The 21914-nt window shown below is 68.3% G+C and carries 19 protein-coding genes; 12 read left to right on the plus strand and 7 right to left on the minus strand.

The window, feature by feature from the left end:
- The first annotated feature begins 24 nt into the window (after nt 1–24).
- Both CHC08_RS21850 and CHC08_RS21855 read left to right on the plus strand, forming a co-directional pair.
- Nucleotides 25–978, plus strand: a complete 954-nt coding sequence (locus CHC08_RS21850) for an LLM class F420-dependent oxidoreductase (RefSeq protein WP_089209192.1) — start codon at nt 25–27, stop codon at nt 976–978.
- A gap of 80 nt (nt 979–1058) precedes the next feature.
- Complete coding sequence (locus CHC08_RS21855; RefSeq protein ID WP_089209193.1) at nt 1059–1532, plus strand: hemerythrin domain-containing protein; 474 nt, start codon at nt 1059–1061, stop codon at nt 1530–1532.
- A gap of 156 nt (nt 1533–1688) precedes the next feature.
- Here the strand turns inward: CHC08_RS21855 and CHC08_RS21860 are convergent, their stop codons facing one another.
- Both CHC08_RS21860 and CHC08_RS21865 read right to left on the minus strand, forming a co-directional pair.
- On the minus strand, nt 1689–1976 hold the full coding sequence (locus CHC08_RS21860; protein ID WP_089209194.1) for an iron-sulfur cluster assembly accessory protein: 288 nt from the start codon (nt 1974–1976) through the stop codon (nt 1689–1691).
- 180 nt (nt 1977–2156) lie between these two features.
- Complete coding sequence (locus tag CHC08_RS21865; protein WP_089209195.1) at nt 2157–3533, minus strand: FAD-dependent oxidoreductase; 1377 nt, start codon at nt 3531–3533, stop codon at nt 2157–2159.
- Between the two features lie 522 nt (nt 3534–4055).
- Between CHC08_RS21865 and CHC08_RS21870 the strand changes: the two genes are divergently transcribed.
- From CHC08_RS21870 to CHC08_RS21900, 7 genes are all read left to right on the plus strand, one after another.
- Nucleotides 4056–5078, plus strand: a complete 1023-nt coding sequence (locus CHC08_RS21870; RefSeq protein ID WP_089209196.1) for a LacI family DNA-binding transcriptional regulator — start codon at nt 4056–4058, stop codon at nt 5076–5078.
- 859 nt (nt 5079–5937) lie between these two features.
- Entirely contained in the window at nt 5938–7344 is a 1407-nt protein-coding gene (locus CHC08_RS21875; protein ID WP_089209197.1) for an extracellular solute-binding protein, read from the plus strand.
- A gap of 78 nt (nt 7345–7422) precedes the next feature.
- Nucleotides 7423–8346, plus strand: a complete 924-nt coding sequence (locus tag CHC08_RS21880; RefSeq protein WP_089209198.1) for a carbohydrate ABC transporter permease — start codon at nt 7423–7425, stop codon at nt 8344–8346.
- A gap of 10 nt (nt 8347–8356) precedes the next feature.
- Complete coding sequence (locus tag CHC08_RS21885; protein ID WP_245878463.1) at nt 8357–9340, plus strand: carbohydrate ABC transporter permease; 984 nt, start codon at nt 8357–8359, stop codon at nt 9338–9340.
- Nucleotides 9341–9379: 39 nt separating this feature from the next.
- A complete protein-coding gene (locus tag CHC08_RS21890) occupies nt 9380–10918 on the plus strand; it encodes a glycoside hydrolase family 13 protein (protein ID WP_089209199.1) in 1539 nt (512 codons plus the stop codon).
- 180 nt (nt 10919–11098) lie between these two features.
- Entirely contained in the window at nt 11099–11860 is a 762-nt protein-coding gene (locus CHC08_RS21895; protein ID WP_420823579.1) for a TSUP family transporter, read from the plus strand.
- A gap of 406 nt (nt 11861–12266) precedes the next feature.
- Nucleotides 12267–13793: an alpha/beta hydrolase domain-containing protein gene (locus tag CHC08_RS21900; protein WP_089209201.1), complete on the plus strand. Its 1527-nt coding sequence runs from the start codon at nt 12267–12269 to the stop codon at nt 13791–13793.
- On the opposite strand, the gene CHC08_RS50745 is transcribed toward CHC08_RS21900, so the two are convergent.
- The 3 genes from CHC08_RS50745 to CHC08_RS21915 all read right to left on the minus strand — a co-directional run bounded on the left by CHC08_RS50745 (nt 13690) and on the right by CHC08_RS21915 (nt 15843).
- A complete protein-coding gene (locus tag CHC08_RS50745; protein WP_218825407.1) occupies nt 13690–14736 on the minus strand; it encodes an MFS transporter in 1047 nt (348 codons plus the stop codon). The genes CHC08_RS21900 and CHC08_RS50745 overlap by 104 nt on opposite strands.
- A complete protein-coding gene (locus CHC08_RS21910; RefSeq protein WP_089209202.1) occupies nt 14733–14939 on the minus strand; it encodes a hypothetical protein in 207 nt (68 codons plus the stop codon). Before CHC08_RS21910 ends, CHC08_RS50745 begins: the two co-directional genes overlap by 4 nt.
- A gap of 442 nt (nt 14940–15381) precedes the next feature.
- The gene (locus CHC08_RS21915) at nt 15382–15843 is read right to left on the minus strand and encodes a MarR family winged helix-turn-helix transcriptional regulator (protein ID WP_089209203.1); all 462 of its coding nucleotides are present in this window, start codon (nt 15841–15843) and stop codon (nt 15382–15384) included.
- A 136-nt stretch (nt 15844–15979) separates the two neighbouring features.
- On the opposite strand from CHC08_RS21915, the gene CHC08_RS21920 reads away from it, so the two are divergent.
- Nucleotides 15980–17413: an FAD-binding oxidoreductase gene (locus CHC08_RS21920; RefSeq protein WP_089209266.1), complete on the plus strand. Its 1434-nt coding sequence runs from the start codon at nt 15980–15982 to the stop codon at nt 17411–17413.
- Nucleotides 17414–17482: 69 nt separating this feature from the next.
- Here CHC08_RS21920 and CHC08_RS21925 read toward each other — a convergent pair whose 3' ends face one another.
- Together CHC08_RS21925 and CHC08_RS21930 are read right to left on the minus strand one after the other, a co-directional pair.
- Complete coding sequence (locus tag CHC08_RS21925) at nt 17483–18652, minus strand: MFS transporter (protein ID WP_089209204.1); 1170 nt, start codon at nt 18650–18652, stop codon at nt 17483–17485.
- Between the two features lie 60 nt (nt 18653–18712).
- The gene (locus CHC08_RS21930) at nt 18713–19471 is read right to left on the minus strand and encodes a DeoR/GlpR family DNA-binding transcription regulator (protein WP_089209205.1); all 759 of its coding nucleotides are present in this window, start codon (nt 19469–19471) and stop codon (nt 18713–18715) included.
- Between the two features lie 57 nt (nt 19472–19528).
- Between CHC08_RS21930 and CHC08_RS21935 the strand changes: the two genes are divergently transcribed.
- On the plus strand, nt 19529–20512 hold the full coding sequence (locus tag CHC08_RS21935) for a helix-turn-helix transcriptional regulator (protein ID WP_089209267.1): 984 nt from the start codon (nt 19529–19531) through the stop codon (nt 20510–20512).
- A 124-nt stretch (nt 20513–20636) separates the two neighbouring features.
- Complete coding sequence (locus CHC08_RS21940; RefSeq protein ID WP_089209206.1) at nt 20637–21890, plus strand: hypothetical protein; 1254 nt, start codon at nt 20637–20639, stop codon at nt 21888–21890.
- Nucleotides 21891–21914: the final 24 nt, after the last annotated feature.

Genomic DNA, 21914 nt, shown 5'->3' on the forward strand with positions numbered 1-21914 from the left:
GCTCACGTCGCTGAGGAGGCGAAAATGACCGCTTTCGGATATTTCCTGTCGAGCGAGGAGCACGACCCCAGGGAGCTCGTCCGGCAGGCCAAACTCGCCGAACAAGCGGGATTCGAAGCACTGTGGATATCCGACCACTTCCATCCGTGGCTGGACGTCCAGGGGCAGAGCTCGTTCGTCTGGTCGGTGATCGGGGCGATCGCCGAGGCGACCTCGCTGCCCATCACCACCGCGGTCACCTGTCCGCTGGTCCGCACCCACCCGGCGATCATCGCGCAGGCCGCCGCCACCAGCGCGGTCCTGTCCGAGGGCCGGTTCCGGCTGGGCGTCGGCACCGGCGAGGCGCTCAACGAGCACATCATCGACTCGCACTGGCCCCCGGCCGCCGAGCGGCTGGAGATGCTCGAGGAGGCGGTCGAGCTCATGCGAGATCTGTGGAGCGGGAAGCTGGTGACCCACCGCGGCACCCACTACAGGCTCGACACCGCCCGGCTGTACACGCTTCCCGATGAGCCCCCGCCCGTCTACATGTCCGCCTTCGGGGAGAAGTCGGTGCGGCTGGCCGGGCGGATCGCCGACGGCTACATCTCCACCCGGCCGAGCGCCGAGATGGTGGAGAGGTTCCACAAGGCCGGAGGCGCGGGCAAGACCACCCAGGGCGGGATGAAGGTCTGCTACGCCGCCGACGAGGCCACGGCCCGCAAGACCGTGCACCGGCTCTGGCCGACCCAGGGTCTCAAGGGCGAGGCGTCGCAGCTGCTGCCGCTGCCCCGGCACTTCGAGGAGCTCGCCGAGACGGTGACCGAGGAGGAGGCCAGCCAGGGCTCGCCCTGCGGACCCGACCCCGAGGTGCACGCCGCGGGGATCAGGGAGTACGTGGACGCGGGCTTCGACGAGGTCTACATCAGCCAGATCGGCCAGGAGCAGGACGCCTTCTTCGACTTCTACGCCAGGGAGGTCCTGCCCCGGGTGCGCTGACCACCCGCCTCAACACCCCGAACCGGAAAACCTCTGAACCAAAACCCCCGGGCTGAAATCCCCGAGACGAAAGGAACGTCGTGGACGCGATCGTGCTCCTGAAGGACGACCACAAGACCGTCGAGAAGCTGTTCAAGGAGTTCGAGAAGGCCGGAGAGCAGGCGTACAAGAAGAAGCAGGAACTCGTCGGTCAGATGATCAAGGAGCTCACCACCCACGCCTACATCGAGGAGGAGATCTTCTACCCGGCCGCCCGCGAGAGCGTGCCCGCGACCTCCTCGCACGTCCTGGAGAGCGTGGAGGAGCATCACGTGGTGGTCTGGATGCTCTCCGAGCTGAGCGGGATGGACCCCAAGGACGAGCGGTTCGACGCCAAGGTCACGGTGCTGATGGAGAACGTCCGCCACCACGTCAAGGAGGAGGAAGAGGAGTGGTTCCCGCAGGTGCGGGAGGCCATGGGGCGCAAGAGTCTCCAGGAGATCGGCGAGCGGATGGAGAAGGCGAAGTCCGAGGCGCCGCAGGACCCGCTCGCGCTGAGCAGCGCCGACAAGTAGCCGGGTGGCCGAGCGGCTGTGTCTGAGGAGCTACATGGCTGTGTGGCTCCGGAAGGCAAACGGCTGCCCACCGGAAGGCAACGGATAGGGCGGCAGCCCCGCGGCCCCGGTCCCCGAGAGGGGACCGGGGCCGCGGGCCGAGTCTCCCCGGAATGGTCAGTGGTGCTGCTCGGTGACGAGAAACGCGACGCCGCCCCCCTCGTCGACGTCGGCGTCCAGCGACTTGTCGTCGAGCATCTCGACGACCTGGGGGTCGAGGAAGAGCCGTGCTCCCTCCGACTCCACCACCTTGTCGGTCGACTCGGGGTGTTCCACGATCGAGAGTACGAGCGACCCGGTACCGTCGCTTTCGGATGAGATGCGGACTCCGGTGTCGGGGGAATCCATCGCCTGAGCGCTGAGATCCCTGATTACCTGGGCTGCGGTGTCCGTCAATGTGAGCATTGTCACTCCTTGTCGGTATCGGGACTTGGATTCTTCGCCCTTGCCCGCTCTCATCCGACCCAACCATGCCGTCTCGGCTTTTTCCTCGGCGGCCATGATCACCCGCCGCCGGTGCCGCCCCGGACGCCGCCGCGGACCCCGCCACGGATGCCGTGGCGGGGGAGCGGCCTCGTAGACGGGTCAATCCTCCCGATTGAGCTGGTCGACGCGCTTGGCCGCCTTGCGCGCGGCGATCAGGACGGGATCCCACACCGGTGCGAACGGGGGAGCGTACGACAGATCGAGCCCCGTCATGTCCTCCACGGTCATCTCGTGCCAGATGGCGACGGCCAGGGCGTCGATGCGCTTGGCCGCGCCCTCCTGGCCGACGATCTGGGCGCCCAGCAGGCGGCCGGTCCTGCGGTCGGCGATCATTTTGATCTTGATCTGGCGGGCGCCGGGGTAGTAGCCGGCGCGCGTGGTGGACTCCACGATCTCCTCGGCCGTCTCGAACCCGGCCTCGGCCGCCCCGGCCGTCGTCAGACCGGTGCGCGCCACCTCGTACTCGCAGATCTTGGACACGGCGGTCCCGATGACCCCGGGAAAGGTGGCGTACCCGCCGCCGATGTTGATGCCCGCGGCGCGCCCCTGCTTGTTGGCGTGGGTGCCGAGCGCGATCGCGACCGGCCGCTGCGAGACCAGGTGGAAGGTCTCGACGCAGTCACCGGCCGCCCAGACGCCCTCGACCGGGGTGCGCATCCGCCGGTCGGTCCGGATCCCGGAGGTCTCGCCGACCGGGATGCCGGATGCCTCGGCCAGCGCGCTGTTCGGGCGGGTGCCGAGACCGAGGACGACAAGATCCGCCGGCAGGGTCCGGTTCTCGGTGAGGGCGGCGGTGACCAGCCCGCCGGACTCGGCGAAGCCCTCGATGCGCTCGCCCAGAAACACCTCGACCCCCAGGCCGCGCAGGGCATCGGCGACCAGGGCGCCCATGTCCGGGTCGAGCGTGCTCATCGGCTGCTCGGCGGCGTCGATGAGCGACACCTTCAGACCTCGCCGTACCAGCGCCTCCGCCATCTCCAGACCGATGTAGCCGGCGCCGATCACCACCGCCCTGCGCGGCTTCTCCTCCAGGGCGCGCAGCAGCGCGATGCCGTCGTCCAGGGTCTGCACGCCGTACACGCCCTCGGCGTCCGCGCCGGGCAGGTCGGGACGGCTGGGCACGGCGCCGGTGGCGACCACGAGCTGGTCGAACGGCTCCCAGTACGGGCCGCCGCCCTGATGGTCGCGCACGGACACCGCGCGGCGACCGAGGTCGATCTCGACGACCTCGCTGTCCAGCCGCAGGTCGATGGCCAGTTCGTCGCGGAAGACCTCGGGCCGCCGGGTGATCAGGTCCTTGACGTCGGTCACCTCCCCGCCCACCAGGTAGGGGATCCCGCAGGCGGAGTAGGAGGCGTGGCCGCCCTTCTCGAAGGCGACGATCCTCAGATCGTCGGGGCCGCGCCTGTCTCGCGCCTGGGAGGCCGCGCTCATCCCCGCGGCGTCGCCGCCGATCACCACCAGTCGTTCCGCCATCGTCCCTCATCCCCGTAGGTCGCCGATGGTACGGGCTTCCTCCCCGGAGCGCCCTCAAACGGGACCTGAGCCCCCGGGGCCGCCGGGACTCCAGGAGGCCCGCTGTCCGGCCTGTTCTATGCCTGTTCCAGGCCGCTTTTCACCGTTTCGGCACCGGATCCAGAGGAGAGGTGATGCCACTGTCTTGACAAAGTTCCGGAACTAGGCGATGCCTGTGTCATAGAATTACGATCATATGTCCGCAATATTTCGTGCCTAAATGGCAAAGATTTGAGTGATATTCGTCACCTCGGAGTCGTGAGTCTACGGAAACCTGGACCGGTCCAGGCCGGTTGGAGGGGGATTCGAGGGGGAGTGGTGCTCCGGAGGAGCGAGAAGGCACTCCTGGGCACCGACAATTGCTCTCAATAGGGCATAGAGTTCTCATACAGAGTCATCGACATTGGGCCCTACCTATTCGGTATGACGCTGGATCGCAAAATTTTTGTAACTGCTTGCGCATACTGTCGTATGCTTGCGTCTATGACGCGCAGGCTTGCTGAGGTAGCCAAGAAGGTTGGAATGAGCGAGGCGACGGTGAGTCGCGTGCTCAACGGCAAGCGTGGCGTCTCGGAGGCGACTCGGGAGGCCGTGCTGACGGCCCTCGACGTCCTCGGCTACGAGCGCCCGACCCGCCTCCGCGGTGACCGCGCCCGTCTGGTGGGCCTGGTCCTCCCCGAGCTGCAGAACCCGATCTTCCCCGCGTTCGCGGAGGTCGTCGGCGGCGCGCTCGCCCAGCAGGGTTTCACCTCGGTGCTGTGCACCCGGACCGTGGGCGGGGTCTCGGAGTCCGACTACGTCGATCTGCTGCTCTCCCAGCACGTCTCGGGAATGGTCTTCGCCGGCGGGATGTACGCCCAGGGGGACGCCTCCCACGAGCACTACGAGCGGATTCTGGAGCGGCGCCTGCCCACCGTCCTGGTGAACGCCTCGGTCGGGCATCTCAGCTTCCCGCAGGTCTCCTGCGACGACGTCGCCGCGGCGGAGATGGCGGCCGGGCACCTGCGGGCCCTCGGGCACGAGCGCATCGGGATGGTGATGGGCCCCTCCGACCACATGCCCTCCCGCCGCAAGCTGGACACCTTCGCCGCCTACGCGCAGGCCCACGGCCTTGAGTTCGGCGAGGAGTCCGTCGAGCACGCCATGTTCTCGCTGGAGGGGGGACACGCCGCCGCGGCCCGGCTGGTACGGCGGGGCTTCACCGGCCTCATCTGCGCCAGCGACCTGCTCGCCCTGGGGGCGATCCGTGCCGCCAGGCGTGCCGGCCTGGCGGTGCCGCGCGACATCTCCGTGATCGGGTACGACGACTCGGCCCTGATGAACTGCGTCGACCCGCCGCTGACCACGGTGCGCCAGCCGATCGACGCGATGGGCCGCGCGGCGGTGGACCTGCTCATCGCCCAGATCGACGCGGCCACCGTGCAGGGGGACGAACTGTTGTTCGAGCCCGAGCTGGTGGTACGCGCCTCCACCGCCCCGGCGACCCGCAAGCCCGTCGCGGCCTGACGGTCTCGGTCCGCGGGACCACCTCGGTCCGGCGCCTCGACCCGAGGTCTCGGTCCGGGCGCCGTCCCGACCCGCCGGTCCGTCGTCGTCCGTCCTGCCCGGGCCCGGCCGTCGTGGCCCGGGGCCCGTCGCGGGCCGTTCCTGCCCGGTCGCTCGGCCGTCCCGGCCCGCGGGCCCGTCGCAGACCGTTCCTGCCGGGCTGCTCCGCCCGGTGATCATCTCGGACCGCGGAGCCGCTCGGTGATCGTCCCGGGCCGCGGAGCAGACCGGTGATCGCCCCGGGTGCCGGTCTCGGCCCGCGACCCTCGGCCGGCGGCTGTCCGGGGTCGGGTGATCGGCCGATGATCGTCGTAATGCGCCGGTCCCGGCCGGCCGGAGTCGTGTGATCATCCCGCTTCGGAGGTCTCGGTCCGTGACGATCCCGGGTCGCGGACCCGTTCCGGTCTGACCGTTCCGGCCCCGCGCCGGCCCGGGACCGCATGTCCGCCGTGGCCCGTCACCGGTCGAGCGCTGCCCGGCGGTTGCAAACATGCCGCAGCCTGATCGTCTCAGGCCCGCCCCGCCGCCCGCCCGCGGTGCCCGGTCGAGGCCGTTGGCGGGCGTCTCCGGCGAAGTTCGCCGCTCAAGATCCTCACAAGAAATTGACATCAACGGACATCTTCGTGCAAACGATCAATTATCTCCTGTGTTGTATGGCCGTTTCTGCAGGTCAGCCCATATATCTCCCGGCTATCCGGACATTACGGGCCGATAGCCAACCGCTCACTGTCACTTTTTTGCATCACTGATGACGAAGTCTTGCTACTCCCTGCACGCCTCTATATGTTTCTCGCAACCGACCCGCCAAGGAGTCTCCTCGATGAAATCCCGCAAGCTCTCGATGCTGCTAGCCGCAGCGATCGCACTCACCGCCGCAGGGTGCGGCTCCAGCGACTCCAGCGGCTCCAGCGGCGCCGGAAACGCTCCCACCGCCTCTTCGTCTTCGAGTGGCGCCGCGGCCGGCGCAGAGGCGCCGGTGTCGATCACGGTCAACTGCATGCCGCCGAAGACGAACGCAGCGCAGCGCAAGACCTTCGAAGAGGACATCGCGGCTTTCCAGAAGCAGTACCCCTACATCACCATTTCCAAGGCCACCGACGCCTTCCCCTGCTACGAGCCGCGCACCTTCGAGGCCAAACTCGCAGGTGGCGAGCTTGAGACGGTCTTCTACGTCAACTTCCCGAACGTGGGCCGTCTCATGGCGGACGGCCAGGCCGCCGACATCACGCCCTACACCAGCGAGCTGAAGACGTTCGCCGACTACAACAGCTCCTTGGACCTCTTCAAGAAGGACGGCAAGGTCTACGGCCTGCCGACCGACGGCTACGGCATGGGCCTGGTCTACAACAAGGAGGTCTTCACCAAGGCCGGGCTCGACCCGAACACCCCGCCCAAGACGTGGGCCGAGGTGCAGGCCGCGGCGAAGAAGATCGCCGGGCTCGGCGCCGGTTACGTCGGCTTCGGCGAGTACAGCGGCAACAACGTGGGCGGCTGGCACTTCAGCGCCTCCATCTACGGTCGCGGTGGCTCGGTCATCACGGACGACGGCACGAAGGCCGCCTTCAACACCCCCGAAGGCAAGGCCGTGCTGGAGAACCTTAAGCAGATGCGGTGGGCCGACAACAGCATGGGCTCCCGCCTCTACATCGACTGGCCCGCCCTGATGAAGGCCATGGGCGCCGGCAAGATGGGCATGATGCTGGGCGCGCCCGACGTGCTCATCTCGCTGCGCAACGACTTCGGCGGCAAGTTCGAGAACTACGCCATCACCGCGCAGCCCGAGGCCAAGGCACTGTTCAACGGCGGTGCCGGCTACATGATCAACCCGAAGTCCACCCCGGAGCAGATCAAGGCCGGCCTCAAGTGGATCGAGTTCGAGTTCCTCACCCCCGGCAAGGGCCAGCTCGACTACGTGCGGGCCAAGAACGCTGACCTGACCGTCGGCCAGCCCTACCCCGACCTGTACGGCGCGGACACCCCGTCCGGCCAGGCCGTCGTCGAACTGCGTAAGGCCAACGCCAACATCGACGCCGCTCAGTTCGCCGGATGGGTGGAGGGCTCCAAGGGCATCCCGTCCAAGGCGGAGCCGGGTCCGTACGCCCAGGAGATCTACAAGATTCTCGACACCCCGATGTCGGCCGTGCTGACCCGCCAGGACGCCAACATCGATCAGCTCCTCGCTGACGCCGAGACGAAGGTCAACTCTCTGCTGGCCTCGAAGGGCTGACCGTTCGATAATCCGGGGCGCCGGCCGTCACCCGCACGGCCGGCGCCCCGGCAATCATGCCGAGATCGGAAACACACGATGACCACAGCGAGTACCCCGGTAGCGGGCCGCAAGCAGCGGCAGCCCACGAAACTGCGGCGCTCTGTCAAACGCAACCTGACCGCCTACGGCTTCCTGTGCGGCGCGCTGATCTGCTTCGCGTTCTTCTCCTGGTACCCGATGGTCTGGGAGGTTATCCTCAGCTTCCAGCAGACCAACTTCGTGGACCCGGCCGTGTGGGTGGGGTTCGAGAACTTCCGCACGGTCTTCAACGACCCGGTCTTCGCGCCCGCCTGGATCAACACCGCGATGTTCACCCTGCTGGCCCTGCTCTGCGGCTACGCGATCCCCTTTGTCATCGCGATCGTCCTCAACGAGCTGCGGCATGCGCGCGCCTACCTGCGCTTCATCGTCTACCTGCCGGTCATGCTGCCACCCGCGGTGGGCGTCCTGCTGTTCCAGTGGTTCTACGACCCCGACTACGGACTGTTCAACCAGATCCTCGGCATCTTCAGCCTGCCGGGCCTGCAGTGGCTCAACTCCACCAGCACCGCACTGATCTCGTTGGTCATCGTCTCCACCTGGTCGAACCTGGGCAGCGGCACGCTGATCTACCTCGCCGCCCTGCAGACCATCCCGAGCGAGCTGTACGAGGCCGCCGAGCTCGACGGCGCCGGTCTCTTCAAGCGGATCAGGCACGTCACGATCCCGCAGACCAAGCTGATCCTGCTGGTGATGCTGATGCTGCAGATCGTGGCGACCATGCAGGTCTTCATCGAGCCCTACCTGCTCACCGGAGGCGGCCCAGAGGACGCCACGGTCAGCGTCGTCTACCTCATGTACCAGTACGCCTTCAACTTCGGCAACCTCAACGCCGGCAACGCGCTCGGCCTGATGCTCATGATCGTTCTTATGGTGTTCTCCGCCATCTACCTGCGCCTCTCGCGCGACAACACGGTGTGAGGGGATAAACGTGTCCAACATCACCATCACTCCGGGACGCTCCGCCGGCACGCCGCCCACGCCCGCCGGGAAGCACCAGCGCGGGCGCACGCCCCGGCGTCCCCGGAAGCCGATGACCTCGCAGTTCCGCACCGCGGTCTCGCCGCACCAGCTCAACACCACCCGCGGCCGGATCATCTACTGGATCGTGCTGGTGGTCGTGGTGGTGAGCTTCACCGCCGCGTTCGTCTTCCCGCTCTACTGGATGATCACCGGCGCGATGAAGTCCTCCGAGGAACTCAACGCGATCCCGCCGACCTTCCTGCCGGAGCATCTGTCCTTCGACGGCTACCTGGAGGCGTGGGACCTGCTCGGTCTGGGCACGCTGCTCGGCAACACCGTCCTGTACGCGGGCGGCGCCTGGCTGCTGACGCTCGCCATCGACGTCACGGCGGCCTACGCCCTGTCGAAGCTCCGCCCGGTGCTCGGCAAGGTCGTCCTGGCCCTGATGCTGGCGACGCTGATGATCCCGCCCATGGTCATCATGCTCCCGGCGTACCTCACGGTGAAGGACCTGCCGATCTTCGGCTGGAACCTGCTCAACACCCCGTGGGCGATCTGGCTGCCGGCCGCGGCCAACGGCTTCAACATCTTCCTGCTCAAGCGCTTCTTCGACTCGATTCCCAAGGAACTGCTCGAAGCCGCCGAGATCGACGGCGCGTCGCCGGTGCGCATCCTGTGGTCGGTGGTGATGCCGATCTCCCGCCCCATCCTCGGCGTGGTCTCCATCCTCACCGTCGTGAACGTCTGGCGGGACTTCGTCTGGCCGCTGCTCGTCCTGCCGGACAGCGAAAAGATGTCCATCAGCATCGGCATCGCCTCGCTCTCCTCGCAGATGCCGCAGAACGTGCTCATCGCATCGCTGGTGATCGCGAGTATCCCGACCATTGTGGTCTTTTTCATATTCCAGCGCAGCATCATGGCCGGCCTCACGGCCGGCAGCCTCAAGGGCTGACTTCGTCACCCACACTCAACCGCGAGGAGTTGTTCCAGCATGTCGGAAACGTGGTGGCGGGGAGCCGCGATCTACCAGGTCTATCTGCGGAGTTTCGCCGATGGCAATGGTGATGGGATCGGGGACCTTGCCGGCCTGCGTAGTCGTCTGCCCTATCTGTCAGACCTGGGGATCGGCGCGATCTGGCTTAACCCGTGGTACCCGTCACCGATGGCCGACGGCGGCTATGACGTGGCCGACTACCGGGACATCGAGCCGTCGTTCGGGACCCTGGCCGAGGCGGAGCAGTTCATCGAGGAGGCACACGCGCTGGGTATCCGCGTCATCATCGATGTGGTGCCCAACCACAGTTCCGACCAGAGCGCCTGGTTCCAGGAGGCCCTGGCCGCCGGACCGGGGTCGGCGGCCAGAGAGCGGTTCTGGTTCAAGGACGAGCCGAACGACTGGAAGTCCATCTTCGGCGGCCCGGCCTGGACGCAGGTCCCCGACGGGCAGTGGTACCTGCACCTGTTCGCTCCCGAGCAGCCCGACTTCAACTGGACCAACCCGGAGGTGCACCAGGAGTTCCACGACGTGCTGCGGTTCTGGTTCGACCGCGGTGTCGACGGCATCCGCATCGACTCGGCCGCCGTGCTGGTCAAGGACTTCGACGGTGGCGACCCCGAGGGCTACACCGACCTGGCCGAGGTGCACGACGTCTACCGGAGCTGGCGCCGCCTGTCCGACGAGTACGACGAGCGGCTCCTGATCGGCGAGGTCTGGTTCCCCGACCAGGAGCGTTTCGCCCGCTACCTGCGTCCCGACGAGCTGCACACCGCGTTCAACTTCGACTTCCTGGGCAGCCCGTGGGACCCGGCGGCGCTGCGCGCGTCGATCGAGCAGACCATCGCCACGCACGTGCCACTCGGCGCTCCGGCGACCTGGGTGCTGTCCAACCACGACGTCGTCCGTCCGGTCACCCGGTACGGCAGGGCCAACACCTCCTGGGACAACGGCAACCGCAGGGACGGCGTGCCGTCCGACCTCGAACTCGGCTACCGCCGCGCCAGGGCGGCGGCGCTGCTCGCCATGGCGCTGCCCGGAAGCGTCTACGTCTACCAGGGGGAGGAGCTCGGCCTGCCCGAGGTCGAGGACATCCCCGACGAGCTCCGCGAGGACCCGATGTGGCACCGTTCGGGTCACGCCGTCGTCGGCCGGGACGGCTGCCGCGTGCCGCTGCCCTGGTCGGGGGATGAGACGCCGTTCGGGTTCGGGACGGGAAATCCGTGGCTGCCGCAGCCGGAGGCGTGGAAGAAGGTCACGGTCGAGGCCCAGCAGGCGGATCTGGGTTCGATGCTCAACCTCTACCGCACCGCCCTGCACCTGCGCCGCGAGTGGCTTGTGGGCGGAGGCATCACCTGGCTGGACCTCGGTCCCGAGGTGCTCGCCTTCACCCGCGAGTCGGGCCTGACCTGCGTCGTCAACCTGGCCGCCGATCCCGTGAGGCTGCCGCCCCACGAGTCCGTCCTGCTGGCCAGCGGCTCCATCGAGGGCGACGAGCTTCCCTCCGACACCGCCGTGTGGCTGCGTACGACCTGATCACCTCGCCACCTCGCAGAAGACGGGTCGCCCTCCCGTAGGAGGGGGCCCGTCACGGTTGCCCCACTTCGGCGGCCGCTCCCGGCCTGTGTGCCCCCCGGCACAGGCCGGGAGCGGCCGGTTTTCGTTTCTCCGCTACGCTCTGCCGGGCGATTTATGACTCGGGGGCTTTTGGTGGGTATAGCGGATATTGTCCTGCTGCTTGTTGCCGCGACCGGCGCGGGGTGGGTCGACGCGGTGGTCGGCGGGGGAGGGCTGCTGCAGCTTCCCGCGCTCCTGGTGGCCGGGGTTCCGCCGGTCAATGCGCTGGCCACCAACAAGTTCGCCGCCATCTTCGGCACGGCGTCGGCCGCCGTCACCTATGCCAGGACCACGAAGATCGACAGGCGGGTCGCGGTGCCCGCGGGGCTGGGCGCGGTGGCGTTCGCCGGCGTCGGCGCGGCATCGGCGTCGGCCATCTCCCAGGACGCGCTGGCCCCGCTGGTCATGGTCGTTCTGATCGGCGTGGCGCTGTTCGTCACCCTGCGTCCGGCATTCGGCACCCACCTCCGTCTCCACCTGCGCACCCCTGCCCGCACCCTGTCCGCGATCGCGGTCACCGGCGTGGGGATCGCCTTCTACGACGGCATCCTGGGCCCCGGCACGGGCACCTTCCTGATCATCGCCTTCACGACGATCCTCGGCATGGACTTCGTGGGCGGCTCGGCCCACTCCAAGATCGTCAACTCGTGCACGAACCTGGGCGCCCTGCTGGTCTTCGCCTACCAGGGGCACGTGCTGTGGCTGCTCGGCCTGACCATGGCCGTGTGCAACATCGCCGGAGCTCAGCTCGGCGCCCGGATGGCCCTGCGCCGGGGCGCCAAGTTCGTGCGGATCATCCTGCTCTGCGTGGTGACCGCGATGGTGGTCAAGCTCGGTTACGGACAGTTCTTCGGCTCTTGACATCCGCCCCGTCCTGAAGGACGGAGATTCCCGTCTGCCGCGTGCGCGGCTCCGGGTGGGTTACCGCGTAGCCGATCGCGGGGCGGAGCGCGGTCCAGGTGGTCGTGCCGCGCGGAATGACGCCCGCCTGAGGATCCGGCGGACTCCGACCGGTTTCGATCGGCGGGGTGAGCCCATGAGGGCGGGCGGAGATCGCGCTCACCGGTCCATTGACAGAAGGATCTACTAGAGGAAAGCTCTGTAACGTCTGCGCGTCATGGTGACGTCTGGGACATTTCCCCCACTTGCATGCGGGCCTCGTCGAAGTTCTTCGGAGGTACTTCCTGTGACCGGTTTGATCGAACCTTCCCCCGTGACCGGTGGCCGTCGACGGCATCCCCGGCGACCCTCGTGGCGGACCGCCGGGGTGGTCGTCGCAGTGGTGGCGCTCGTGGCCGCCGGCGCCGGCTCGGCGTCCGCGGCCGGCGCATCGGCGGCCTCCTCGAAGGCCGCGGTGCCCGGCACGCCGACGGCCCTGCCGCTTGGCGCACCGGCGGCCTCCTCGAACGAGGCGGGGTTCGGCGCATCGGCCGCCTCCGTGAAAGCGGGGACGCCCGGGGCGGTGGACTCACCCGTCGTCAGCGGCCCGGTGACCGGGGGCACGCACGGTTTTCCGTTCACCTCCTCGGCGGTCGACCTGCGCTCGCACGGGTACGCCGAGCAGGAGTACTTCTTCTCCGGCACCGCCCACACCTTCACCTCGGAGCAGCCGCTGACCAGCGACGGCAGGTGGAAGGTGCAGCAGGGTTCCCCGGCGCCCTACCAATCCCGGATGGTGGTGCGGGCGCCCATCGATCCGAAGAGGTTCAACGGCACGGTCGTCGTCGAGTGGCTCAACGTCACCGCGGGGCGTGACATCGACGTCGACTGGGACTACGGATACAACCAGCTCCTTCGCGACGGCTTCGCCTACGTCGGCGTCACCGCCCAGACCGTCGGCTTCAACGCCCTCACCGCGTGGGACCCCGAGAGGTACGGCTCCCTGAGCAGCCCGTCCGACGACTACTCCTACGACATCTTCAGCCAGGCGGGTCAGGCGCTCCGCTCGACCGACCCGCGCGGCCCCCTGCGCGGCCTGCGCGCCAGGCATCTCATCGCCGACGGCGAGTCGCAGTCCGCGGGGCGGATGACCACCTACGTCAACGCCGTCGCACCCTCCGCGAAGGTCTACGACGGCTACCTCATCCACAGCAACGGCGCCACCGGAGCCATCCTGTCGGGCACGCTGCGGCCGCCCACGCCGACGTTCCTCCGTACCGACCTCTCCCGGCCGGTGCTCAACTTCGAGACCGAGACCGACGTGCTGGGCCACCTCCCGGCGAGGCAGCCCGACGACAGGTTCCACCGTCTGTGGGAGGCGGCCGGCACGGCCCACGTGGACAACGACATCCTGGTCTTCATGGGGTACCAGAGCCATCGCCAGACCCCGCAGTCGATCGACCCGGTGTGCACCTCACAGCGCAACACCGCCCCTCAGAGCTATCTGTTCGACACCGCCTACGCCGCCCTGCGGTCCTGGGTGGTCTCGGGCAAACTGCCGCCGACGGCTCCGCGCATGCAGATCAACGCCGCGGGCACCGACGTGGCCAGGGACTCCTTCGGAAACGGTCTGGGCGGGATCCGGCTGCCGCAGCTGGAGGTGCCGACGGCGACGCTGACCGGAGTGGGCAACACGGCCGCCGACGCCAACCCGACCTCGGCGTTCTGCCGTCTCTTCGGGACGACCGTCCCGTTCGACGCGGCGACGCTGGCCAAGCTCTACCCGACCCACAACGCCTACGTGCGGGCCTTCACCGCGGCGACCAGAAAGCTCGCCGCGCAGGGCTTCCTCCTGCCCGACAACGAGCGGGCCGCCCTGTTCGCCGCCGAGCAGGCCCCGGTCCCCGCCGGCTGACCCGGAGGGATACGGGCTTTAGGGAACATCGGTACGGTCGCCGGTGCGAGCATTTGATCTTGGCTGCCCAGCACGGCGATCCGGTACCGCGCCGAGACTTGGGAAAGATCCACGTCCGCACGTTCCTGCACGGGCGGACGTGGACGCACGCGTGCACCTGGGCGACGGCAGGACCCGGATGAAGCCTCATCGCCTCGGCGGTGGCCCCGTCCGTCGCCGGAGGTGATATCTGCTCCGAGGCAGTGAGCGGGATTCTCCCGTTACTGCCTCGGGGCAGATTCGATGAGCCGGATATCTTCCTCGACCGCATGGAGAGAATGAGGGAACCGGCCGCTATTCCGATGAGTCCAACGACGGTCATGCGTTGTGCGCCGAAACGGTCCGCGATGCGACCGGCCGGCACACCGGTCAGCGCGGCGACAAGCGGACCGACCGACAGGACGAGTCCGATAAGAGCCTCATCGAGTCCGAGCGTACGAGAGAGATAGAACGGCCCGACCACCAGCGTCGCCATCATCACCGTCGAGACGAGCATGCTCATGGCGAGGCTCGCACTCAGCGCTGGATCGCGGAACATCCCCAATCGGATCAGGGGTGACGCCGCTCTCGCCTCGGCGCGCACGAAGAGGCCCACTCCGAAGGCGGCAGCCACCAGCAGAGCCAGGCTGAGCGGACCGAGACCGCCGTGCCCGGTTGTCATGGCGAGCGCATAGGCCGCGAGTGTCAGGGCGAGCAGCAGCGTGCCCACAGTGTCGAAGCCGGCCCGATCGGTCTTGGGCTTCCGCTGATCAACGGGCAGGTGGTGGTGCGCGAGAAGAAAAGTCAGAATGCCCAGCGGTGCGTTGACAAGGAAGATCGCCCGCCAGCCGAGCCCGGCGATCAGGACGCCGCCCAGCGACGGGCCGAGAGCGGTGCCGACCTGTCCCGCACCGATCGGCTTCACCGTGAACTCCGTACGGTGATGCCGCCGAGGCCGAGGATGCGCCGGACCTCTTTCTCCGGGTCGAGCGGCTCTCCCAGGGGGGTCGCCGTCCGGGGGAGGAGCGGTGGCCGTGGTTCGCCGCTGTTCTCCGGCTGGGCGGCCATGGCCGCCCAGCCGACGTCGGTGTGGTCGTTTCCGGGTCCGGAATCGTTGTGTCGGCTCATGCCCGGGAGCGTGCACCCGCCGGAGCTGGGACGGCAACTTCTGTTGCCGGTTCCGGGAAAGCGGGATGGAATGCCCGACCGGCTCAGCAGCGCGGACGGGCAGCCCGTTGAGATCCTCAGCCACTTCGGAAGGCGGGGGAGCCGCATGCACGTCCGCGCGAAGATCCGCGCATGACGGCCGGTCCTCGGGGTCGGGGAACCCGGGAACAGCCATTGGCGCTGAGAATGATCTTTCGAAGGGTGACGTCCAATTTCGACGGGTGACCGCTGATGATCACGTCTTGCTCGTCGGTCGAGCAGCGGGCGTAGCCGACACCGGTTCCGTTCACGGCTCCAAGTGTTCCGGATAGGGGGGCCTTCACCGGAACAGTTCGAAGATCGACACTCTGGTACATGCCGTCGTGCCGGGTGGGTCGTAGATCGACAACGAGAGGCCCGCTGCCTAGCTTTTTTCAGAGCGGACGACCTCTTCCAGCACCATGCGCATGTCGGCGATCCGATCCGGGCCGAGGTGCTGTGCCCACCGCCGCTCGATATCCCCGAGGATTCGAGCGGCGGCAACCTGGGCCTGCATTCCCCGTTCGGTCAGTCGGATGGTCTTCGCACGGTGGTCGTCTGGATCGGTCGTCCGCTCGACGTAGCCGTGCCGCTCAAGCTCGGTAACCACCTCACCGAGCGCCTGCTTGGAGAGCCCTGAGCGTGCGGCGAGCGCGGTCAGCCGTGAGCCCTCGGCGTCGATGAACCGGAAAACGGCGCCGTGGCTGTAACGGATCCCCTCGAATCCCTCCTCATCGAGCCGTCGGTGCAGCTCCGCGAGTGTGACGTCCTTGGCCTGCGTGAACAGAGCGGGAAGCGGGATCTCGCTCACACCTTCGTCGGCCGGCCTTCCGGCGCGCGTCGCCATCCTGGGTGCCCCTTCTTCCGCCGTGATTCGTCAGGCGACTTGACAATACCGTGCCGATAGATAGTACGGTTCCCTTACTACCTGCGGCCGCTCCGGCCGGTCGAATACCCAATGCCGACACCCCCAGGAAATGATCATGAACAGTTCGGACCCACAACGCTTCCGGCCAGCCGACATCGACCCAGCCGAGGTCAAGGCCCTGATTGAGCGGGTGAGAGGCCCGGTACTCACACCCGAAGACGAGGGCTACGACACCGAACGGGCCGGGTACCAGCTCGCTCGTCAGCATCGACCCGACCTCGTGGTGGGCGCGACCGGAACCGCGGACGTGCGGGCTGCGGTGGAATTTGCGAGGAGCCACGCGCTCCCGGTGGCCGTGCAGGGCACCGGACATGCGTCAGCGGGCGTCGCCGGTGAGGGCGGAGTGCTGATCAACACCACTCGGATGACGGGTGTTCGGGTGAACCTCGAGGCGAACACGGCCTGGGTGGCGGCCGGAACCCGATGGGACGAAGTGATCCACGAGGCCGCGCCCGCCGGATTGGCGCCGTTGTCAGGCTCCTATCCGGGCCTCGCCGTGGTGTCCTACACCCTGGCCGGAGGGCTCAGTCTGCTCTCCCGACGCTACGGCTACGCCGCCGATCACGTGCGCAGCATCGACGTCGTCACAGCGGACGGCCAGCTGCGGCATGTCACCGAGGAGTCCTATCCGGACCTGTTCTGGGGACTACGTGGCGGCCGGGACAACTTCGGTGTGGTGACCGGCATCGAGATCGACCTCGTGCCGATCACCACCCTCTATGGCGGATCACTGCAGTTCCCCGGTGAATTGGCCGCCGAGGTGTTCGACACCTACCTGCGCTGGACGGCCACCGTGCCCGATGAGATGAGCTCGTCGATCATGCAGATGTCCTACCCGGACATCCCTGCGTTCCCGGAGGCCTTGCGAGGCCGACAGGCCGTCCATGTCCGCATCGCCTACGCCGCGGACGTGCTCGATGCCGCTGAGAACCTGGTCGAGCCGTTGCGGGCGCTCGGCCCGATGAGCGACACCCTCGGCGAACTGCCCTACACGGAAGCCGGGTCCATCTACGCCGATCCGCCCTTTCCCGGATTCATCGAGGCCAGTACCACCCTGCTCGGTGAGCTCGACACCGCGGCAGTACGTGCCATCCTCGACCTGGCCCCACCCCACGCGTCGTTGCCGCACATTTTCGAACTACGTCACCTCGGCGGCCGACTTGCCCTCCCGCCGGCCGTCGCCAACGCCGTGGGCAACCGGGACGCGCGATACCTGTTCAACGTGGTCTCCCGGCTGGAACGTGCCGACATCACCGAAATTCGGCCGGCACACAAACGCATGCTCGAAGCGCTCGTCCCGTGGAGCACCGGCGGTCGTCTCCTGAACTTCATGAATGGCGAGGACGCCGCCAAGGAGGTGCGCTCAGCGTACGACCCCAAGGACTACCAGCGCCTCACCGAAATCAAGGCCGTCTACGATCCGGACAACACTTTCCGGCTCAATCACAACATCCCACCCGCCAACACCGGAAACCCCACATCAGCCTGAACCCGCCCCGATCCTCTGTCCTAATGGGTGAGCACGACGCGGATGTCGACCGAGCGACCCGCCGTCTGCTTACTTTGTAAGGGGCTTGGTCCTGAGCGCGAACGCGGCCAGTGCCACGAGCAGAGCCAGCAGGGCGGGGATGGCCAGCGCGCGGGGGAGGCCGAAGAGCTCGGCGGCGCCGCCGATCAGCACGGGACCGGTGAGAAAACCTATGTATCCCAGGCTCGCCACTCTGGCCAGCGCCTGTCCCGCGCGGGCCGGATTGCGGCGTCCGGCCGCGGAGAAGACCTGCGGGACGATGCATGACAGCCCCGCGCCGAAGCAGCCGAAGCCGATCACCCCGGCGATCGGATGACCGATCAGCAGGGCCAGGCCGAGACCCGAGGCGGCCAGCACTCCGCAGCCGCGCACCAGCGTCACCGGGCCCAGCCAGGCGGCCAGCCGATCTCCCGCGAGCCGGCCCGCGGTCATCATGATGGAGAAGGCGGCGTAGGCGGCCGCGGCGAATCCGGCGGAACTGCCGAGGTCCTCGAGCAGGTAGACCGAGCTCCAGTCGGCCGCCGCGCCCTCACCGATCATGCAGCAGAACGCGAGGACGCCCAGCAGCAGGAGCATGCCGTTGCTCCCGCCCGCCGGACCGCTGCCGGCCGGGGCGGGCTCGGCGGTCAGGGGAAGCGCCCAGCGGGCCGCCCAGAACGCGAGCACGGTGATCACGACGGCGACCGCGACAAAGGTGACCCCAGGACTGAACGCGGCGTGGGCCATCAGCCCGCCGGAGGCCGCGCCGAGGAACCCGCCGATGCTGAACACCGCGTGGAACGACGACATGATCGGCCGGCCCATGGCTTGCTCGACCTCGACGGCGTTGGCGTTCATCGACACGTCCAGGGTGCCGTGCACGGCGCCGAAGGCGAACAGCGCGAGGGCCAGGCCGACCAGGTTCGGCATGTAGGCGGGAAGGATCAGGACGACGCTCTGCGCGAACGCCATCGGCAGCATCACCCTGACGCTGCCGTAGCGGTCGACCAGGCGGCCGACCACCTGCATGCCGGCGATGGCCCCGGCGGCGATGCCGAGCAGTCCGATGCTGAGCTGGCCGTCGCTCAGCCCCAGCCCCTGCTTGATCGCCGGGATCCGTGCCGTCCAGGTGCCGATGGCCATACCGGAGAGCAGGAAGAGCAGGAGGAGCGCGACCCGGCCACGCACGAGCGCGGTCCGGTCGAGAGGGATGACGTGCATCAGGGGAGGGCTCCAGTCGAACGGTGATGATCAGGCGGCATCAAGGGGGAGGAGATCCGGTCAGACGGCACGGACGGTGACGCCCGCGGCGGTGAGGGCCTCGCGCTCGGAGTGGGGGAGCGCGGTGTCGGTGACGACCATGTCGAGATGGGTCAGGGGGCAGACGGATCCGAAGGCGGTGCGGGTGAACTTGCCGGAGTCGGTCGCGACGATGACACGTCTGGCCGAGGCGATCGCGGCCTGTTTGACGGCGACGTCGGACAGGTCGTGGGCGGTGAGGCCGTGCTCGGCGGACAGGCCGCAGCAGCCGATGATCGCGGTGTCGAAACGCAGGGAGCGGATGGAGTTCTCGGTCAGGGGCCCGGTGAAGTTCAGCTCACCGGGGCGCACCTCGCCCCCGGGGATCACCAGGCGGATCCGCGGAGCCGTGCTGAGCTCGCCGGCCGACTGCAGGGAGAGCGGCAGGACCGTCAGGCGGCGGTCGCGGATCGCGCGGGCGATCTCCAGGGAGGTGGTGCCGCCGTCCAGGAGCACGGCCTCACCGTCGGCGAGCAGCGCCGCGACCTCGACGGCGATCCGCCGTTTGACCTCCACCGCCTCGCGCTCGCGCACCCCGAAGGGCGGCTCCTCCCCGCGCAGCAGCAGGCTCACCGCACCGCCGCGGACCCGCCTGACCACGCCCTGCTGGGCGAGCTCGTCCAGGTCACGGCGGATGGTCATCTCCGACACCGCATGCTCGACCGCCAGCTCCGCCACCGAGACGGCGTCGCTGACGCGTAGCGCGGACATGATCGCCCGAATCCGATCTGAACTTTCCATGTGTTCATTTGAACATGTCTCGTGTGAGGTTGGCAAATGTGCGGGACAATGGCGGTCATGCGCGCCAGTCGTCTGTTGTCCCTCCTGCTGCTTCTCCAGACCCGGGGGCGGATGACGGCCGCCGAGCTGGCGGGGGAGCTGGAGGTCTCGATCCGGACGATCTACCGGGATGTGGAGGCGCTGTCGTCGTCCGGGGTCCCGGTATACGCCGATCGCGGACCCGCCGGCGGATACCAGCTGCTGGACGGTTACCGCACCCGCCTCAACGGCCTGACCACCGAGGAGGCCTCCTCGCTGTTCCTCGCCGGGCTGCCCGGCCCCGCCGCCGAGCTCGGGCTGGGGGAGGTGGCCGCCAACGCCGAGCTGAAAATGCTCGCCGCGCTGCCGCCCGAGCCGCGCTTCCACGCCGCCCGGATGCGTGAGCGCTTCCATCTGGATGTTCCCGGCTGGTATCGCGACGCCGACGCGGTGCCCTTCCTCGGTGAGGTCTCCGAGGCGGTGTGGGACCAGCGGCCGCTGCGCATGACCTACCGCCGCTGGGGCCCGCGCGACGTCGAGCGCCTGGCTCACCCCTACGGCCTGGTTCTCAAGGGCGGGTCGTGGTACATGGTGGCCGCCGCGGACGGGGGAGCGCCGCGCACCTACAAGGTGGCGCGGATCATCACCGCCGAGCTTCAGGACGGGCGCTTCGAGCGCCCCGGCGACTTCGACCTGGCGGCATACTGGCAGCGTTACGCGGCGGACTTCCGGCTGCGGCTGCACACCGGCGAGGCCCTGGTGCGGATGGCGCCCGACGCCGAGGGGATGCTGCGCCACACTCTCGGGGCGGAGACCGTCGACACCGCGCTGGCCGCGGCCGGACCTCCGGACGAGCGCGGCTGGGTCGTCCTGCGCCTGCCGACCGAGTCCGTCAAGCACGCCTGCTGGCAGTTGCTGCGCCTGGGCGGCGACGTCGAGGTCCTCGGGCCGCCCGAGCTGCGCGAGCATATGATCGCCGCCGTCGCCAGGCTCTCCGAGCTGTACGGCACACGCCAGGAGTGACCGATCGCGGGAAGATCGCGGCGCTCACGACCGGCTTTGCTCTCCGGCTTTTTTATTTAATCTACTTTGTAAAGGGCAATGTCCGCCAAGCCAGGATGATCACCAACAAGGCGAAGGGGTTGACATGGCACAGTTGCTGCGGAGGCTCGACGACGAGGTCTACGTCGAGTACAACACGTTCGGGCTGGACGGCACCGACCTGCCGGAGTTGAGCTCCCCCACCGACGAGATCTACCACTTCGTCGCGGCCGTGCGGCTGGAGTCCTGGGACGCCGAGTCGGAGCCCGCGGACGCCTCGTGGACGCCGGTCAGTTCGGCGACGTTCGTCGCGGAGAGCGGTGTGGTCGCGATCGTCGCGATGATGGAAAACAGGGGGCATGACTTCCTGATCGGGCCGCCGCGTTTCGAGTACGGCGTGCACATGTACCTGCGTGAGCCCGCGCCGGGCGACGGGCATGCCACGGGTGAGTGCGAGGAGACGTGGCTGCTGAGGTTCTGGCCGATCCGGGATGTCTTCGACCCGATCACGCACGCGGCGCCGTTCTCCTATATCGCGCGCGGGGTGATGTATTACTCGATCGACCTCGAGCCCGAGCGGCTCGTGCAACCTCCGGCGCGGCGGGAGGCGCCGGTGCCGGTCTCGGCGGCGGCGGACTGGGCGTCGCTGCGCGCGGACCCGGACCTGGACACCTTCGACGGCTGGCTGCGCAGGTTGCGCCGCAAGGCCGAGGGCAGGGGCGTCACCGTTCACGAGTTGCTGCGCGCGGCCGGGGTCGACATCGAGGACGGCGTGGACCTCACCCCGGCCTCCTGCACCCCGACGCGGGCGCGTGCGGGGCGGCGGTTCAAGGATCCGCTGATCGACCGCTACTGCGCCGAGCAGTCGCGGTGGGGCTCGTCGTCCGGGCAAGGCCTGAGCGAGGATCGGCTGCGCGAGTACGCCGACGGCGAGCGCATCGCCAAGGAGTTGTGCCGCGACGGCACGCGGACGTTCTCGGTGCCCGTCGAAGGTCGTGGCGCCCTGTATGTACCGGCGGGTGTCAGCCGCCGCGTGTGGCGGTGGGAGGACGACATGCTCGGCGGTGAGCTCATGGACGACGGGCTGACAGTGGATCGGCAGGTTCTGGCCAGAAACCCGTGGACCAGGCAGATCCTCGTCTCCGGCATCGTGACGGTCCTGCGCCGCGATCACGACAGGCGCGGCTGTGACGACACCGTCTGGTATGTGGTGCGCGACGCCGAGCCGCACGAGGCGGCCAGGGTCCTGTGCGCGGAGGCCACCTGGGAGGAGGACCAGGATCGGCGCCGGGCTTTGGACGAGGTGGCCAGGGAGAAGCTGATCGACCTGCGGGCCACCTACAGGAGCCGGGAGAGGTGAGGCCGGGCCTCGTCGCACGGCGGA

Origin of the sequence: Streptosporangium subroseum, assembly GCF_900188345.1 — a bacterium.
GTDB lineage: Bacteria > Actinomycetota > Actinomycetes > Streptosporangiales > Streptosporangiaceae > Streptosporangium > Streptosporangium subroseum.

Coding starts and splice junctions, on each gene's coding strand:
- CHC08_RS21850 (WP_089209192.1), top strand. CDS start 25: ATGACCGCTTTCGGATATTTCCTGTCGAGCGAGGAGCACGACCCCAGG.
- CHC08_RS21860 (WP_089209194.1), bottom strand. CDS start 1,976: ATGCTCACATTGACGGACACCGCAGCCCAGGTAATCAGGGATCTCAGC.
- CHC08_RS21865 (WP_089209195.1), bottom strand. CDS start 3,533: ATGGCGGAACGACTGGTGGTGATCGGCGGCGACGCCGCGGGGATGAGC.
- CHC08_RS21870 (WP_089209196.1), top strand. CDS start 4,056: ATGACGCGCAGGCTTGCTGAGGTAGCCAAGAAGGTTGGAATGAGCGAG.
- CHC08_RS21875 (WP_089209197.1), top strand. CDS start 5,938: ATGAAATCCCGCAAGCTCTCGATGCTGCTAGCCGCAGCGATCGCACTC.
- CHC08_RS21880 (WP_089209198.1), top strand. CDS start 7,423: ATGACCACAGCGAGTACCCCGGTAGCGGGCCGCAAGCAGCGGCAGCCC.
- CHC08_RS21890 (WP_089209199.1), top strand. CDS start 9,380: ATGTCGGAAACGTGGTGGCGGGGAGCCGCGATCTACCAGGTCTATCTG.
- CHC08_RS21910 (WP_089209202.1), bottom strand. CDS start 14,939: ATGAGCCGACACAACGATTCCGGACCCGGAAACGACCACACCGACGTC.
- CHC08_RS21915 (WP_089209203.1), bottom strand. CDS start 15,843: ATGGCGACGCGCGCCGGAAGGCCGGCCGACGAAGGTGTGAGCGAGATC.
- CHC08_RS21920 (WP_089209266.1), top strand. CDS start 15,980: ATGAACAGTTCGGACCCACAACGCTTCCGGCCAGCCGACATCGACCCA.
- CHC08_RS21925 (WP_089209204.1), bottom strand. CDS start 18,652: ATGCACGTCATCCCTCTCGACCGGACCGCGCTCGTGCGTGGCCGGGTC.
- CHC08_RS21930 (WP_089209205.1), bottom strand. CDS start 19,471: ATGGAAAGTTCAGATCGGATTCGGGCGATCATGTCCGCGCTACGCGTC.
- CHC08_RS21935 (WP_089209267.1), top strand. CDS start 19,529: ATGCGCGCCAGTCGTCTGTTGTCCCTCCTGCTGCTTCTCCAGACCCGG.
- CHC08_RS21940 (WP_089209206.1), top strand. CDS start 20,637: ATGGCACAGTTGCTGCGGAGGCTCGACGACGAGGTCTACGTCGAGTAC.